The following is a 16,201-nucleotide window of genomic DNA, read 5'->3' on the forward strand; positions in this document are numbered from 1 at the left end:
AATAAAATTTAATCAGCAATTATTTATTATTGATTGTATAAACACCCTATACGTTAGGGAGTAAAGGGGGAATGACTTCCCCCTTGAACTTTAGGTTACTCGAGTGTCGATTTATCCACACCAACATAAGGAACACGAACAATCTTATTGGCCATTTCCCATTGAGTGCCTTCGGTTGCAGCTTTGCCGTTGGCTAAATTACGTGCAAGTTCAAATGTCGCTTTCGCTTGTGAATCTGCATCATTAAGCACAGTGCCTGCCATGTCGCCAGATTTAACTAATGCTAATGCTTCTGCTAACGCATCAACACCGAATACTGGTACTTTCGCACCCGCACCACGTAACGCTTCAATCGCACCCATCGCCATACCATCATTATTGGCAATCACGACTTCGATTTTGCTGCCGTTGGGGCCAGATAACCAAGCATCCATTTTATCTTTTGCCATGGCGGTATCCCACATACCAGTATCCATGTGTAGCTCTTCTGTTTTGATGCCATTTTCGTTAATGGTTTTCACAGAATAAGAAGTACGAGCTTCCGCATCTGGGTGACCTGGTTCGCCTTTCAGCATTACATATTGCAGTACACCGTCACCGTTTTTATCCCAAGCAGGATTGGCTTTCCAGTGTTGCGCAATGAGATCGCCTTGGATGATGCCCGACTCTTTTGAATCTGTACCCACATAATAGGCTTTGTCATATGAAGCGAGCGCTTTAGCACTCGGTTCTTTGTTGTAAAAAACGATAGGAACATCATCCATTTTCGCTTTTTGAATAATACTTGGTGCAGCTGCAGGGTCGACAAGGTTGATCGCCAGTGCTTTCACACCACGAGCCAACATGACATCCACTTGGTCATTTTGCATTGATTGGCTGTTTTGTGAGTCATTCATCAAAACCTTGGTGTTGCCGTCATTATTTGCCTGTTTTTCAATCGCTTGGCGAACAACTGACATAAAGTTATCATCGTACTTATAAACGGTCACACCGATCGTTGTGTCAGCCATGACTTGAGTGCCGAAACTCATACCAGCCGCAAGCATGGCTAAAGTAGTTAACTTTCTCATTGAACAAGTCCTATTTGTTAGTGTTGTTATTACGTTGTGTAGGGGGAGAAACGTTAACTCTGAGAAACAGCAGTGAAAACGTTTACCTTTCAAAGTATAGTAGTAAAGCAAACAATTAATGTGAACCAGTTAAAATTTCAGTTTTGAAATCGCATTTTCATGCAGTTTCTTGTGAATAGTTTGATAACTATTGCAAAACTAAGTAATCATACGTAACGAAATGTAACATCGAGACCTATTTCTCTTTTTAAAAGTGCGATCCACCACGAAAGAGATCATACCTCTCAAAACACCAAGTGTTAACGTTTACACTTTCGAGTTTCCAATATGCAATAGATTTAATTTTCATTTGACTGCTCACAAAGTGTAGATGAGGCTTGTTACATACGCCTGCAATTTATTCGCGTATTTTTACGCCATATCGGGTCTCGATTTACCAAACAGCACCACGACTTTTAATTAATGAATTCTTACATTGTCATTTTCATTATTGGCATATGCCAATAATAAGGTGTATTTTAAATACAAGAACCCGATAAACTTTAGGAGTCATGATGATTTATGCCATCCCTTGTGATCAAAACTCGCCTTTTAATCACTTTGCCAAAGCGCCTCAATTGATGATTGTGGACGATACTACCGCCACTAGCCAACGTATTGACGTTACTAAAACCGAGGGCAGTTGTGGCCACAAAAAACAGCTACTTGCACTGCTAAGAGAGAATAGCGTGGACGCTGTTATCGTCCGCAATATCGGACAAAATATGTTAGCAGCGATTTTAGAAAAGAAGATTGCGGTATATTACGCACCAAGAGGCAGCCAATTAACATCACTTCATCCAAACCATCTTCTGCCCGTCACCGACGTCTCTTTTGGCAAGCCTTCAGCCAATAAATCGAAGAAACGTTGTGCTAGTCAATGTGGATCGAAGAAAGTGGATAAACATAACAAACTGGCACCCAGAATGCTGTCACCAACTACCATAGAAGCGTTGAAGAAAGTGCTGAAAGTAAAAGCGATTGTCGAGGGAAAATAATGACTTATGTTATAACCTTTGCGTTTTTTATTGGCATTATTGTCTTGATGGCGATCGGTGTTTTGTTTCGCCGCCGCTCGCTGCAAGGCAGTTGTGGTGGGTTAGCAAATATCGATATTGAAAGAGAATGTAACTGCGTAGACGTTTGTGATGAACATCAGAAGGTGTTGTATCAAATTCAAGAACCTGATCACGAGCGTTAGCGTTCAACCAACATCAACGCATGACCTTCCACCAAGCAAGTCGCGACTTTCGCTCTTGCTTGGTTAACGATATTACCAAAGGTTTGTCGCGATATGCCCATCTGCGTAGCCGCTTGTAATTGGCTAAGCCCCTCTTTATCAGCCAAACGCAACGCTTCAAGTTCTTCTGGCAGTAAATCTACTGTGTTCAATTCAGATAATTTGACACCGTTGGGTTTGAAGCATGCATACGCCGCTTGACCACAAACACGACGAATTTTTTTGGGTCTTGCCATTTTCTTCTCCTAATCATTTAAAACCAGTTTGGTGAACTTATGAACATTCAACCTCCCCTACAACATTGCCACTGCGCGGTGTGTTGTGCCCCGTTCTTTTCTGAAACGCACACACTGCAATTTAACCAAACAGAAACGGGGAGCGTATGCGCACAGATTGTAGCAACAGAAAAGATGCAAGGCTATCAAGGGGTCATGCAGGGTGGACTTATCAGCACCTTACATGATGCGGCCATGACACATTGTCTGTTTGCACAGTGCATTTATGCGATGACAGCAGAGCTAAACGTACGTTATCTGCACCCTATTCCACTGAATGTACCGTTGCAAGTCGAAGCACATCTTATCAAACAAAAACGTCACATTTACTATCTGTGCAGCACCATTTTTTATGATGGGCTTCCCTATTCTACGGCCAGTGCAAAGTTTATGTGCAAAGCCGAGTAGCCTGAGTGCTACAGTCATTAGGGTGCTGGCTTAGCGTAAACTTCGGTTGAGTCACGCTTTCATCCTCCTTATACTCACTCATCATTTATCTATTATCTTTCGTTATGAAAATTATCGCAGTAACCGCTTGTCCAACAGGCATCGCGCACACCTATATGGCCGCAGACGCACTCAAAAAAGAAGCGAATAAGCGTAATATCTCAATTAAAGTCGAAACCCAAGGCGCAATGGGTGTCGAGAACCCACTGACAGTGGCAGATATTGTCAACGCGGATCTGATCCTCATCGCTTCAGATATCGACATTGAACAGCGTGAACGTTTTGTTGGTTGCAAAACGGTTCAGGTGTCCATTGAAGAAGTGTTGACGAACGTGCAATCTGTTTTAGATCGTTATTTGTAACCGCCGATGATCACAACGCGCATCACCTTTGTTTTAAAAGCAGGCGGTCTGGTCAGCTGGCAATTAAATGAATTGAAAGATCTCAACCGCCATTTTCGCTCGGTGGTGGTGCTGTTTAACATCACGCGTGACAACAAGGCAATGCTCAACCATACACTGCAAGTGTTAAGCCTTGGTTCAAACCCGGGAGATGTATGCCAAATTGCCATTGAAGGGCTCGACGCCGAGTTGGCCTGCATGGTGATGACAGAGTATTTACGCGAGCACACACTGCTTATTTCAACATCACACAAACAAAATGCCAAAGCGGAATTGGCGTTTGCCACCCACTCTGCTTTTCAACTGCCCTTTTCGCTACAGTGGCATTACGCCACATTAGGCCCTGAGCTTAGCAAATCAGAGGCACTCGACACGATTGCTAAGCAGATCATGCCCACGTATTGTCATGATATTTTGCATGCGCTGGAAAAAAGAGAAGCCATCTCCCCGACCATTATTGGCCGTGGAATAGCGCTCCCCCATGTCATTCACGCGCGAGTTGCCCAGCCAACACTGGCGGTTCACTGGTTAGCAAACCCGCTATCATGGTCAGAAAAATCCGGCGATGTGTCGCTGATCATCACCTTATTACTGCCGACATCAGCGCCGCGAACCGTGATTAAACCGGTCACGCAGTTAACTCGTTGGTTGCTGGAAGAGGAACATCGTCAATGGCTACTTACGGCAAAAAGAGAAGAAACCCTTAAAGCCATTTTGCTGCACGTGATGGCTAAGCCGGACGACCCAATACAAAATGAATAGCTTTATTGCGACAGAGTTCGATATTCAGATGGAGTCATACCCGCTTTGCTTTTAAATACGCGGAAAAAATAATTCACATCTTGAAATCCACAGCGCGTGGCCACTTCGGCTAAACGAAAGGTGTATTTCTTCAACATAAATTTTGCCCGTTCAATTCTTACCCAAGTGATGTAATCAGCAAGAGTCATGTGTCCTTGTTGGCGAAACATGCGCGATAAATGGTTGGCGGAAATGTTAAACCGCTGTGCGATGCTGTCACGGCAAATATTGCGATGAAAATTTTCTTGGATATAGATGCAGATGCCTTGATATAAATCTTCACTGCGCTTTTTAGGAGAAGCGGTCGGTTGATCAAGCATTGTGGCGCTGTAACTCAACAGAGCCAACAACAAATGTTCGTCCATTGGGCTTTTCTGAGGCTCACGTGCTAATGCATTTAGCCCTTCGAGCATGTGATCAATCGCGTGCCCAGTACGCGTTGGGATACTGTGTTTCTGAACATCATAAAAACCACTCTCGCCTTTGTGTTTACTGACCAAACTAAACCCCATTTGACGACGGCCAAATAGCAAACTCAAGACCGAACAGCTCTCTTGCCAATCAGGTTTATTCCAGCAGTTCGGAGGTATATAAAGCGCATCACCAGATAAGATGTTGACCTTACTGATACCGTGTTCAATCTCTTCGATTTCGTTGCTATACACGCCGCTTAAAACCAATTCTAGACGAGGGAAATTGACTTGGTAACTGAACGCTGGCGGCGTTATTTTGTCCCCAGCAAACCATATTCGATTAAAACTTTCTCGCTCCGAGAGCAGCACTTCAATCACATTTTTAAATACTGGGATCACAAAATTCACCCTATACCCATCAATAAACGAGGCAACTATAATCCAATACCTCATGAATCACCAATCATTACGCATTCGATAACTCCGATCGAAAAAGAAAAATAATCAATTTATCCAATTGAATTAAAATAAAAAATTAATCATAAATTCAAATTATCACCCTAAAACCAAAATAAGAGCCTGATCACGTTTGCAGACACAGGTTACAATAATCCAGTAAATGCCAGTTTCGTACACTACCACTGTTCACCCGAGGCGCTCACAATATCTCCAACAAAAAGCGCGGTGCGCAATAACAATATCCCCACACAGTTTGAAGTTGCAGCCAACATGGCTCAGCTTCAAGTGCGAAGGGGATAAAAACCATATAGGGGACGAAACATGATCACTCAACTCATTAATGAGAACTTGATCCGGCTTGATTTGAAAGCAACATCAAAAGATGGCGTTTTCTCAGAGCTGGTCGATGTACTGTTAGAACAAGGACGCATCAGCGATAAATCGCAGTTTTTAGCCGATATCTATGCTCGTGAAGAGCTTGGTAACACTGGATTTGAAGATGGTGTCGCGCTGCCTCATGCCAAAAGTTCCGCCGTTATCTCGCCTGCAGTTGTGATAGGCATCAGCAAAAGCGGTATCGAATATGGCGCGGAAGATGGCTTGCCTTCTAAATTATTTTTCATGATAGCCTCACCTGATGGTGGTTCAAATCATCATATTGAAGTGCTGGCAGAGCTCTCTTCTAAGCTGATTGAAGAAGGGTTCATTGAACGTTTCTTAGACGCAAAAACAGAGCAAGCAGCGCTAGATTTGTTGCTACAAAAAACCGAAAAAACAACCGATGTTGAAGCTAATAAAGGCTTTTTGATTGGCGTAACGGGCTGCCCAGCGGGTGTTGCGCACACTTATCTTGCCGCTGAAGCGCTGGAAAAAGGGGCCGCCGCGATGGGTTATCAAATTAAAGTCGAAACCAACGGTTCGATTGGGGTGAAAAACAGCCCAACGGATGAAGAGATCGCTAAAGCTGATGCGATCATCGTGGCTTGTGACAAGCAAGTTGACATGGTGCGCTTTGCGGGTAAAAAACTGATTGAAACTGGCGTTAAAGCGCCGATTCGTGATGCAAAAGGGTTGATTGAAAAAGCCCTCAGCGCACCAAAATATCAAGCCGATGCCAGTACCAAGACTTTAGATGGAAAAGGTAAAGCGGCGCAAGCTCGCTCCGATTTATACCGCTATTTGATGAATGGTGTATCGCATATGATCCCATTCGTTGTTACTGGCGGTTTGTTGATTGCTTTAGCACTCGCTATTGGCGGCGAGCCAACCGAAGCTGGTATGGCCATTCCTGACGGCAGTATGTGGAACCAAGTGCTGAACGTCGGTGTGGTTGCTTTTACGTTGATGATCCCCATTCTTGCTGGTTACATCGCGTATGCGATCGCCGATCGCCCCGCTCTGACTCCTGGCTTAATTGGTGGTTGGATCGCTAACAACGGGTCATTCTACGGCGCAGATGCTGGTACAGGTTTTATCGGTGCCATTATTGCTGGCCTTTTAGTCGGTTATTTCATCAAATGGTTAACAAGCATCCATTTTCACAAGTTTATTCAACCACTTGTGCCAATCATGATTGCACCCATCGCAGGCTCACTCTTTATCTCTGGGCTCTTTATTTTTGTTATCGGCGCGCCGATTGCAAGCTTGATGGATGGCTTAACCGCACTACTTACGAGCATGAGCTCAGGTAACGTGATACTGCTCGGTATTGTGCTCGGCGGCATGGCTGGCTTTGATATGGGTGGCCCATTTAACAAAGTGGCATTCCTTTTCTCTGTTGGTATGATTGCCAGCGGTCAAACTCAATTTATGGGTGCAATGGCGTGTGCCATTCCAGTCGCGCCACTCGGTATGGCTTTAGCAACCGTACTGGGCCGTAAACTGAACTTGTTTGAAGCCTCTGAAATTGAAGCAGGTAAAGCTTCCGGTGCAATGGGCTTGGTTGGTATTTCTGAAGGGGCGATTCCATTTGCCGCGCAAGATCCGATGTCAGTCATTCCAGCAAACATCTTGGGGTCGATGGTTGCAGCGGTTATGGCGTTCACTTTTGGCATTACAAACAGTGTTGCCCACGGCGGTCCTGTAGTAGCATTGCTCGGTGCCATGAATAAGCCTTTGCTAGCTTTGCTTTGCATGGCAACCGGTGCTGTAGTGACAGGTGTTGTTTGTATCACTCTGAAAAAAATGCGCCAAGCGAAATTACAACAAGCAACGGCTTAATGATCAGGCACTCTCCCCCGAGAGTGCTTGATGTTCATCAACGCTGAGCTTCTGACTTTATGTTGTACTCCCGCTTTAACTCGGGAGTTTTTTATTTCTCTTACTCTGTGTACTGCTACTTTGTTTTTATTTTGATTTTTTGTGAGATGTACTATGACCAATAACAAACAACCTTTCTTTTTGATGGACAATGTCATCCAAAACTATGCGTGGGGAAGCACGACTTCGATTCAGCACTTGTTTGATATTGCTAACCCAAACAACGCTCCACAAGCAGAAATTTGGATGGGAGCACACCCAAATGGATGCTCACAAATTCATGTGAATGGAGAACCTGTTTCGTTGCTTGAGATGATCAACCAAGATAAAACAGCGTTTCTTTCTGCTGCTACTGCAACAACCTTTGGTGAGTTACCTTATCTTTTCAAAGTACTTGCCGCAGCGAACGCCCTTTCGATTCAAGTTCACCCAAGTAAGCAAGAAGCGGAAATTGGCTTTGAGAAAGAAAACCAAGCGGGGATCCCACTCAATGCCGGACATCGCAACTATAAAGATCCTAACCACAAGCCGGAATTGGTTTACGCCCTTACCCCTTATCAAGCGATGAATGGGTTTCGCCCAATCACAGAGATTGTTGAACAATTTCAAACGCTGAATATCAATGCGATTTCAACCCTGGTCGATGCTTTTGCACACAACCCAACATCACAAGGTTTAAAAACCTTTTTTAGTGCATTGCTATCATTAACTGGCGAGCAAAAAGAACATGCGGTGAATGCATTATTAGCGTATGCCCACCATCATTCAGATGATGATCTTTTTGAGCTTATTTTAGAGCTGGCACAACAGTACCCCGGTGATATTGGTCTATTTTCTCCATTAATGCTCAATGTACTCACTTTAGCTCCGGGTGAGGCCATGTTTTTAGACGCCAGAACGCCACACGCCTACTTGAAAGGTACCGGGCTTGAAATCATGGCCAACTCAGACAACGTGTTGCGCGCTGGCCTAACACCCAAACATATGGATATTGAAGAGCTCGCATCATGCACGCTATTTGAAGAAAAACCCGCTTCAAGTCTTTTATTGAAACCAATTGAAGAAAATGGAGCATTATTGTTCCCGGTCCCAGTCCGCGATTTTAAGTTTGCGATTTACCTCAATGCCACGCAAGTTAAGGTGAAAATCAACAGTGCCGAAATTATCTTTGCCATTGATGCTGATGCGACCTTAACCCATGACAATGGTGAGTCTCTAACCGTGAAAAAAGGCCACTCAATCTTCATTCCCGCTTACGCTGAACATTATCAACTGTCATCACTTGGACGTGTCGCACGCGCGTACAATTAACAGCCGACGTAATAAACAAAAAAGCCAGCATCTGTTCTGCTGGCTTTTTTGTTTAGGATTGTTACGAAAATTTACGCTAATCAATCTGTGGGCAGTTAGATATTCTGCGACTGCTTCCAAACCGCCAGTTCAACCCACATTTGTTCGAGTTGTTGCAACTCTTCTTCTGTGAGCAGTGCTAAGGTCGTTTGAGATTCAGATGTCGGACCGTCTTTGAGAGAGCGAATCTGCGCATAAAAATCCTTCTTTAATTGCGATATCACAGGGTCCACAACCGATTCCTATAAAAATACTAAAATTCTCAAAAATAATACCATTTTTCATAGACATGTCTTATGTCGTGTTAAGTTATGGAATAGTTATCACATTTCTAATGTCTGAGTTTAAGGCATCACAAAGCACACCTCCAATTCCATAATCAACATGACATTTTTCAAACATTAAAACCAGAACGACAAATTTTAGATAAAAAAAGAGCAATGCAAAATAAATGGCATTGCTCAACTTCCAACAAAATCCCTACAAGGATATCTACAAACTTAGCTCTGCTGGAACAACACTGACTTTCTCATCAAGTTCAATGGGGTTTAAAAAATTAGCGCTGTGTTCTTTACACAAAGGTATAACAAATAGCCTATCATCACTAAAACCAGTCTGTTTGACCAATACGCCATGATGATGTTTATTTATACAATTATGTTCTGCACAAAATTGGTATTCATTATTATTAAAGTGCTTCCAATAACTAAGCCAATTCTGTTTTGATTCTTCACTTAACTTTTCGTTAAATGTATTGGTTACAATCATTGTTCAATCCTGTCGATGAGCACAAAATGATAATATGACGAAATAGAAACTATAAGTATGAATAAGCTATCACTTTCTTGATGTTCAAATATCATTTAATGAATTCTATGAATTAAATTCTCACACCTACTAATGCTTGACTATTAAAAAATAGAAAAACAAATACCCCTACAATGTCAAATAATATATTGAGACAATGATAATATATATTGGTTATTGATAATACATTGTGATTTAAACATTTTCTTTATTTCATCTTCATTAATATGATTGATATCATAAGCAGCGATATGAACTTTATCACCTTGTTGGATAAAGTTCATATCGCCCCAATAGGTATAATTTGGTGCACCAGTAAAAAGAATCAGTTCATTAGGAAAACCTTGTTTTTCTATTTCAGGTAAAATAGTGCTATACATACCTTCATCAACTTGGTTATTAATCACGTTAGTTAACCACACCATTAAATGACAATAGAATATTTTTAGTTCGGTGCAATCAACTTCTGGTGTTGCTAAATAGAAATCACCATCTCGTTCAATATAGGAGATAAGCTTTAAATTCTCGCCATAATTTGAAGGACTTAATCTTAGAATATCCCACCAATAGTGATTAATCCCCTTAGAGAATTCTCCCCAAGATTTTCGTTGTTCTATTTTATTAGAACCTATCAATTCACGAATAGTAAAGTCATTACCTATAGTAAGCTGTTTTGGCATTAAAGCGCTCACTTTCCCTTGCTCATAACTCACTTGGCAACGAATAACAAATTCTGGCTCAATATCAACTTTACTTCCATTTCTTGGGTAGTAGATTATATTCCCTGAGGTTAACGTTTCTGGATGAGAACAATCAATCACAAAGATACCATTGGGCAATGCCGTTTCTTGTACTTGTTCTGCACCACTTAAATGACCTGAATAATTACCAATAATACCGATACACAACATGAAACTTTCCCTTTATCACTGACTTTATTGCTTATATTGACGCTTGTTTGTTCACCAGTATCTGTGAACAGATATCGAGTTGAGCAAGCAGCCAAGTAGCCGCCAGTAAATCTGCACTGCCTCCTGGACTGAGATTTTTATGCGTAAATTGCTGATCGAGTAGCGTGATTTCACTGTCAAGGTTGGTGTGGGGACAATGGCTTTTTTCCAGTAGCTGCCTTGATTGACTTTGTACGTAATCGAGACCAGCCATTCCCCCACGGCTGACCACATTGCTGTCACAGTTGTTGCTCATTAAAGAGAGCAAGGTTTTAGACAGTGCTTGCTCTTCCGACTGACCTTGCAAAATGCATTCTTGATAAATCGGCAGCCCGTAACGATAAATGGTAGGGTAACCTTTCGAGGCTTCTCCTCGAATACCTGTAATTCCAAATTGCTTATACAGTTTTTCTCCAGCAGTTGCGGGGATTTTATTGGAGAATTTTAAATCATCTACCACCAAACTCGCGCAACACTCTTTGATAACAGCTCTCACTCGTTGCGAGTCGTAACTGAGTCCTTTTTGATACAACCAACCTACCGAACCACATATCAGGCTAAGAGTGAAAATCATGCCTTTATGTGTATTGACTTGATTGGTCGCGGAAAACATCGCTTTCTCTGCCTGAATACCAATAGTTCTTAAACCTGGCAGCAATGATTTGGCTGGTAAGTGCGACATTCTGGATCCTGCTGTAACAAATGCCTTCATAAACGGCCGAAGTACATCGCAACTGCGCACAAATGTATGGATGTCCATATCATGGTGCGCGCCATTCGTGGCGCAATCCACCAGCCCCGCTTTTGGGGTTAAATGCACCTCTAACATCATAGCGTGGTAGGCCAAATTGCCTGCTAACACACAAATGTTCAGCCTCAACGCTCCACATCCTGCAGGTTGATATAGGCAGCAATCATCCATCAACCATTCAATGCTTCTATTGGCAATCATGGGTTATCTCACTCATTTTATGGATCAATTCAGACAGAGGATGAGTTCGGCTACGAGCACAACTTTTCGCCTCGTTCTCACACAATAAACAGCGTCGCTTTGGCAAACGTAACGTTTCTCTCGACATTGGAAGGCCGGTTGTTGAAATAACATCGATATCGAATAAACGCCCATAGTGATGACTCTCTTCCAATTTCACCATCAAGCATTTTAGCCGATAGGGATCTTCGCATTTTGCAGCGATCAAAAGCTCATAACCGGTGACTTCCACAACGGTTTCCATCCGAACAACCACAATGTTGTTTACTAAACAGGTTTCTAAAATCGCATAATATCCAGCATCAAACACTTTTTCTGATATCGCATTTTTCTTTACAGCCCCTACCATGTTGATCGTGAAACTAATCAGTGGCAGAGAGTGAGTGTTAACCCACTCTCTTTGTCGATAGGCTCTTTGTTCTTTACAATCAAGCGATTGCTGTAAATTAACTTGTGGCCCACTGTACACTCACAACTCCTTCACTTGCCGAATCACATCAATCACTGAACCATCTCGGTAACGAACATAGCCCACCACTTTTTCTTCAAAAGCAATGGATCTTGGTTTACCCGTCAATAATTCTGCTCTTTCTTGCAACTGCTCGATGCTCATCAGCACCAGGCCACTTTGTTGCAATTTTTCGGCAATTTCAGGTCGATTCGGGTTAACCGCCACGCCATGGTCAGTCACTAACACATCAATTTCACTGCCAACGGTCACGACATTCAATACTGATTCAACAACCGTAGGAATGCGGCCTCTGACCAAGGGAGCAACAATAATCGTCAAATTGGCCGAAGCCGCTGTATCACTGTGGCCACCCGATGCACCGCGGATAACACCATCGGAACCGGTGATCACATTAACGTTGAAATCAGTATCGATCTCTAGCGCACTTAAGATCACCACATCCAACCGATCCACTGCTGCGCCTTTGGAGGCCGGATTAGCATATTGGTTAGCGGAAATTTCAATATGGTTTGGATTTCGCGCTAAAGAGTCAATCGCATGACCATCAAATGACTGAACATCAAGTAGCGTTTTGATCAAACCTTTTTCATGCAGATCCACCATAGTGGATGTAATACCACCCAGTGCAAAACTGGCCGTAATACCCTTCCTGACCATTTTTTCTTCAAGAAAACGAGTCACCGCTAAAGAAGCACCACCCGAACCAGTTTGCATTGAAAAGTCTTGTTTAAAATAGCCAGAGCACTCAATAACGTCGGCCGCTTTGCGTGCAATCAAAAGTTCACGAGGATTGCTCGTCATACGCGTTGTCCCACCGCCGATTTTCGAAGCATCACCGACACATTTCACTAGCACCACACTATCCACACTATCTTGTGCTATTGAGGCTGGTTGGTTTGGAAATTGAACCAGTTGCTCGGTTAAAATAACCACATGCTTAGCGTACATGGCATCGATTTGTGCGTAACCCAAAGAGCCACAACGTGAATGACCATGGACGGCATTGGCATTACCAAATTCGTCACTGGTAGAAACACCAAGAAACGCAACATCAATATTAAGCTCACCCGATTGTATAAGCTGAACACGACCACCATGCGAATGAATGTGGATCGGCTCATTCATAGATCCGTTGGAAATAAATTCCGCTAACTCACCACGCAATCCTGAAGTGTAAATCTTACTCACTACACCATTTTTTATGCGCGTAATAAGCGGTGAATGGATTTCGGCCAGCGAGCTGGAGGCTAAGGTTAAATTCTTTAATCCTAGCTGCGCGAGGACATCCATAACCATGTTGATGATTTGGTCACCACCACGAAAGGAGTGATGAAATGAGACAGTCATACCATCTTTCAACCCACTGTTGCGCACAGCATCTTGAACTGTTTTTAACAGCTTACGTGACTTTTTTTTGTCACGGTCATATAGGTGGGGAGTAAGCTCATGTGGACCCACATAAGGTCTTAAATTGGGAACCGTTAAATCAAATTCACGAAGTTTTTTATTATTCATCCAACTGCTGCCTTACTGTTTAATACCGGATTTTGCCCGCTCTAGTGTCCATCGAGCACGTTCAATGATCGGCGCGTCCACCATTTTCCCGTTGAGAGAAACTACGCCAGAACCTTGTTGCTCAGCTTCTTGCGCCACTTCAATAACGGCGTAAGCGTGATCCACTTCTTTCTGTGATGGAGCAAAAACGTTGTGGATCATTTCGATTTGGCGAGGGTTAATCAGCGACTTGCCATCAAAACCTAAGGTTTTGATCTGTTCAGCTTCGTGTAGGAAGCCTTCGTCATTGTTCGCATCGGAATAGACTGTATCGAAAGCCATGATTCCGGCAGCGCGAGCAGCTTGCAGTATTGAACAGCGTGCAAACAAAAGTTCAGTACCTTCGGGGGTGCGTTGTGTGCGCAAATCGCGTACATAATCTTCTGCGCCCAACGCAATACCAATCAAACGTTTTGAACCACGAGCAATCTCAACAGCGTTATTTACTCCCATCGCCGACTCAATCGCAGCAAGCATTTTGGTGCTGCCTAACGTGCGACCAAATTCAATTTCAGCTTGTTCTATGGCAAGTTCCATATCCACAACATCTTGCAGTGTATCTGTTTTGGGTAAACGCACCGCGTTCACGCCAGCTTTGACGACCGCTCTCACATCAGCATGTCCAAAATCAGATTCCAAAGCATTAACACGCACAATCGTCTCAATATTTTGGTAGAGCGGGTGTTGCAGTGCATTGTAAACCAACATGCGCGCCGTATCTTTCTCGCGCAGGGAGACAGAATCTTCTAAATCGAACATGATTGCATCGGGTGTATAGATGAATGCATTGCTTAACATTGCCGCGTTGGAGCTTGGAACAAAAAGCATACTTCTTCGTAATTTACTCACTAAATAGCCCCCCAAATAATGTCGTTATGAGCGATATTCGCCGCGCGCATCACTGCGGCTTGTACGCGAGCGCGGATCACACAATCAAGGGCTCCTTTATCATTAATAGTAACGATGGCAGAACTGACACCCATTTCTTCCAAAGTATGAGTTACGACCTGACGGATAATTGGCTCAAATTGCTTTTCGACCGAGCTAGTAATGTCAATTTGCAGATGACCACCACCACTCGGCGTCACTTCAACGAGTAAGTCACTCGACTCAAGTGTTCCAGCGTAGGAGCGCTGACTAATATGCATACGAAGTCCTTAAGATACGTCTATTGGATGTTTGAATTTTTTGACAATAGATGTTTGTCCGCTATTGCCTACTGCTAGCATTGTCGTCAAAGGCTGGACGATTAAAGGGGACGGTGCTCAAGTTTCGCTGTAGGGTAAAAACCATTAACGTTTTTAATGAATTTAATTGCAAGAAAGGAAGCGACGTAGAAAGAAGAGCAATAGCAATGATGTGGAAATGAGGTTAAAACACCGCTCTAAAAGAGAGCGGCGCGGTACCGATAAACATAAATACTAGGCATTTTTAACGTAGACACGTTCAGGTCTACCGACCCGGCCATGTTCATTTTCAACCGAGATGAAACCGCTGGCAGCGCAATACTCAAGATAGCGTCGCGCCGTAGTTTTGCTGATCCCTACTTCACTGCCTAAACTTTCCGCGGTGTATTTAAGGCCGCTATTGGCTCTAAATACTTGTTTGATCATATCCAATGTTAACTCACCAATCCCTTTAGGAAGGCGGCTGGATTCTTTATCCCGCGTCTGGATATTAAATAAATCATCGACATGGCGTTGGCTGATGTTGTCAAACGCTTTGATAGCACAGTGGTATTTCAAGTATCGATTGAGCGTTTCTTGCAGTCTATCGTAAGAAATAGGCTTTAAAAGGTAGTCAAAACAACCACAATGAAGCGCGTCTTTTACTGTTTCCATCTCACTTGATGCCGTCACCAAAATCACATCGGGTTGATTGCCACTCTTATCGGCGATGATCTCGCGCAACAAATCAATCCCACGACCATCGGGCAAGTAGTTATCTAAAATGATTAGGCTAGGTTTATGGATCCGTATCATCGTTTTCGCCATAGCAATGGTCGATGCGATACCGATAGGATTGAACCTTATCGTTTGACGGAAGAAATGTGCATGAAGTTCAGCGATTCCAACTTCATCTTCTATAATTAATACATCAATCATATTCATTCTTAATTACCTTTATTCGGAATAAAAATTGAAAATATCGTTCCCTTAGGTTCGGCATCATCAACTAATATAACTCCACCAGCATTCATCACGTATCGATTGATAAGATATAAACCTATTCCATGGCCTTCACTATCTTTTTTACTGGTTACCCCACGTTCAAAAATAGTACTTACGATATCCGATGATATACCGCAACCATTGTCAGAGACTTCCACCACTAAATCATCACCAGCATCCGTAATTAAAACGGTAACCATTTTATTACTTTCATGGTTCTGAAGTGTGGCTTCAAATGCGTTATCAATCAAATTCCCAATAATAGCGGATAATTCATTTGGTTCTATTTTTTCATTTAAATGACGTAACTGGCAAGTGGGATCGAACTGTAATTCTAGCCCTAGCTCGCAAGAGCGAGAATATTTTCCTAGCAGAATACCTGCAATTTGCCTTAGTTTTATCCTTGAGCTTATAAAGTCAATTAATTGTTGTTTTTTTATATTCTCACTGTTAATTAGTTCTAACGCTGCTTTGTTATCCCCTATTTCTATTAAACCACTAA

General features: G+C 42.8%; 20 protein-coding genes. 7 read left to right on the forward strand and 13 right to left on the reverse strand.

The window, feature by feature from the left end:
- Positions 1-95 precede the first annotated feature (95 nt).
- Positions 96-1,070, reverse strand: coding sequence for a galactose/glucose ABC transporter substrate-binding protein MglB (gene mglB, locus AACU59_RS01040; protein WP_026027227.1), 975 nt, complete (start codon positions 1,068-1,070; stop codon positions 96-98).
- 551 nt (positions 1,071-1,621) lie between these two features.
- On the opposite strand from mglB, the gene AACU59_RS01045 reads away from it, so the two are divergent.
- Both AACU59_RS01045 and nqrM read left to right on the forward strand, forming a co-directional pair.
- A complete protein-coding gene (locus tag AACU59_RS01045; protein ID WP_234826561.1) occupies positions 1,622-2,107 on the forward strand; it encodes a NifB/NifX family molybdenum-iron cluster-binding protein in 486 nt (161 codons plus the stop codon).
- On the forward strand, positions 2,107-2,310 hold the full coding sequence (gene nqrM / locus AACU59_RS01050; protein WP_013856966.1) for a (Na+)-NQR maturation NqrM: 204 nt from the start codon (positions 2,107-2,109) through the stop codon (positions 2,308-2,310). Before AACU59_RS01045 ends, nqrM begins: the two co-directional genes overlap by 1 nt.
- Here the strand turns inward: nqrM and AACU59_RS01055 are convergent.
- Positions 2,307-2,585 carry a DUF134 domain-containing protein gene (locus AACU59_RS01055; RefSeq protein ID WP_026027228.1) on the reverse strand — a complete coding sequence of 93 codons (279 nt, stop codon included), beginning with the start codon at positions 2,583-2,585 and terminating at the stop codon, positions 2,307-2,309. The genes nqrM and AACU59_RS01055 overlap by 4 nt on opposite strands.
- 39 nt (positions 2,586-2,624) lie before the next feature.
- On the opposite strand from AACU59_RS01055, the gene AACU59_RS01060 reads away from it, so the two are divergent.
- The 3 genes from AACU59_RS01060 to AACU59_RS01070 all read left to right on the forward strand — a co-directional run bounded on the left by AACU59_RS01060 (position 2,625) and on the right by AACU59_RS01070 (position 4,234).
- Positions 2,625-3,032, forward strand: a complete 408-nt coding sequence (locus AACU59_RS01060; protein WP_013856968.1) for a PaaI family thioesterase — start codon at positions 2,625-2,627, stop codon at positions 3,030-3,032.
- Between the two features lie 104 nt (positions 3,033-3,136).
- Positions 3,137-3,433, forward strand: a complete 297-nt coding sequence (locus AACU59_RS01065; RefSeq protein WP_017042461.1) for a PTS fructose transporter subunit IIB — start codon at positions 3,137-3,139, stop codon at positions 3,431-3,433.
- A gap of 6 nt (positions 3,434-3,439) precedes the next feature.
- The gene (locus tag AACU59_RS01070; RefSeq protein WP_088728822.1) at positions 3,440-4,234 is read left to right on the forward strand and encodes a PTS sugar transporter subunit IIA; all 795 of its coding nucleotides are present in this window, start codon (positions 3,440-3,442) and stop codon (positions 4,232-4,234) included.
- Positions 4,235-4,236: 2 nt separating this feature from the next.
- Here AACU59_RS01070 and AACU59_RS01075 read toward each other — a convergent pair whose 3' ends face one another.
- A complete protein-coding gene (locus AACU59_RS01075) occupies positions 4,237-5,139 on the reverse strand; it encodes a helix-turn-helix transcriptional regulator (protein ID WP_017049831.1) in 903 nt (300 codons plus the stop codon).
- A gap of 327 nt (positions 5,140-5,466) precedes the next feature.
- Between AACU59_RS01075 and AACU59_RS01080 the strand changes: the two genes are divergently transcribed.
- Both AACU59_RS01080 and manA read left to right on the forward strand, forming a co-directional pair.
- Positions 5,467-7,365, forward strand: coding sequence for a PTS fructose transporter subunit IIABC (locus AACU59_RS01080; protein WP_094145667.1), 1,899 nt, complete (start codon positions 5,467-5,469; stop codon positions 7,363-7,365).
- Between the two features lie 141 nt (positions 7,366-7,506).
- Positions 7,507-8,715: a mannose-6-phosphate isomerase, class I gene (gene manA, locus AACU59_RS01085; protein ID WP_094145668.1), complete on the forward strand. Its 1,209-nt coding sequence runs from the start codon at positions 7,507-7,509 to the stop codon at positions 8,713-8,715.
- A 95-nt stretch (positions 8,716-8,810) separates the two neighbouring features.
- On the opposite strand, the gene AACU59_RS01090 is transcribed toward manA, so the two are convergent.
- The 10 genes from AACU59_RS01090 to AACU59_RS01135 all read right to left on the reverse strand — a co-directional run.
- A complete protein-coding gene (locus AACU59_RS01090; protein ID WP_017042466.1) occupies positions 8,811-8,987 on the reverse strand; it encodes a hypothetical protein in 177 nt (58 codons plus the stop codon).
- A 259-nt stretch (positions 8,988-9,246) separates the two neighbouring features.
- Positions 9,247-9,522 carry a hypothetical protein gene (locus tag AACU59_RS01095; RefSeq protein WP_161437837.1) on the reverse strand — a complete coding sequence of 92 codons (276 nt, stop codon included), beginning with the start codon at positions 9,520-9,522 and terminating at the stop codon, positions 9,247-9,249.
- Between the two features lie 176 nt (positions 9,523-9,698).
- Positions 9,699-10,472 carry a DUF5718 family protein gene (locus AACU59_RS01100; protein ID WP_161437838.1) on the reverse strand — a complete coding sequence of 258 codons (774 nt, stop codon included), beginning with the start codon at positions 10,470-10,472 and terminating at the stop codon, positions 9,699-9,701.
- Between the two features lie 31 nt (positions 10,473-10,503).
- A complete protein-coding gene (citG, locus tag AACU59_RS01105; RefSeq protein WP_094145575.1) occupies positions 10,504-11,463 on the reverse strand; it encodes a triphosphoribosyl-dephospho-CoA synthase CitG in 960 nt (319 codons plus the stop codon).
- Positions 11,450-11,971: a citrate lyase holo-[acyl-carrier protein] synthase gene (citX, locus tag AACU59_RS01110; RefSeq protein WP_094145576.1), complete on the reverse strand. Its 522-nt coding sequence runs from the start codon at positions 11,969-11,971 to the stop codon at positions 11,450-11,452. The genes citG and citX overlap by 14 nt, the downstream gene beginning before the upstream one ends.
- Positions 11,972-13,489 carry a citrate lyase subunit alpha gene (gene citF, locus AACU59_RS01115; protein WP_094145577.1) on the reverse strand — a complete coding sequence of 506 codons (1,518 nt, stop codon included), beginning with the start codon at positions 13,487-13,489 and terminating at the stop codon, positions 11,972-11,974. It abuts the gene before it with no gap.
- Between the two features lie 12 nt (positions 13,490-13,501).
- Entirely contained in the window at positions 13,502-14,377 is an 876-nt protein-coding gene (citE, locus tag AACU59_RS01120; RefSeq protein ID WP_161437839.1) for a citrate (pro-3S)-lyase subunit beta, read from the reverse strand.
- Complete coding sequence (gene citD, locus AACU59_RS01125) at positions 14,377-14,676, reverse strand: citrate lyase acyl carrier protein (RefSeq protein WP_094145579.1); 300 nt, start codon at positions 14,674-14,676, stop codon at positions 14,377-14,379. Before citD ends, citE begins: the two co-directional genes overlap by 1 nt.
- 273 nt (positions 14,677-14,949) lie before the next feature.
- Entirely contained in the window at positions 14,950-15,639 is a 690-nt protein-coding gene (locus AACU59_RS01130) for a response regulator (protein WP_013856983.1), read from the reverse strand.
- Positions 15,640-15,641: 2 nt separating this feature from the next.
- Positions 15,642-16,201, reverse strand: a 560-nt coding sequence (locus AACU59_RS01135; RefSeq protein ID WP_161437840.1) for an ATP-binding protein, incomplete at its 5' end; no start/stop codon positions are given.

The organism is Vibrio sp. V23_P3S9T160, assembly GCF_963886625.1.
Lineage (GTDB): Bacteria > Pseudomonadota > Gammaproteobacteria > Enterobacterales > Vibrionaceae > Vibrio > Vibrio anguillarum.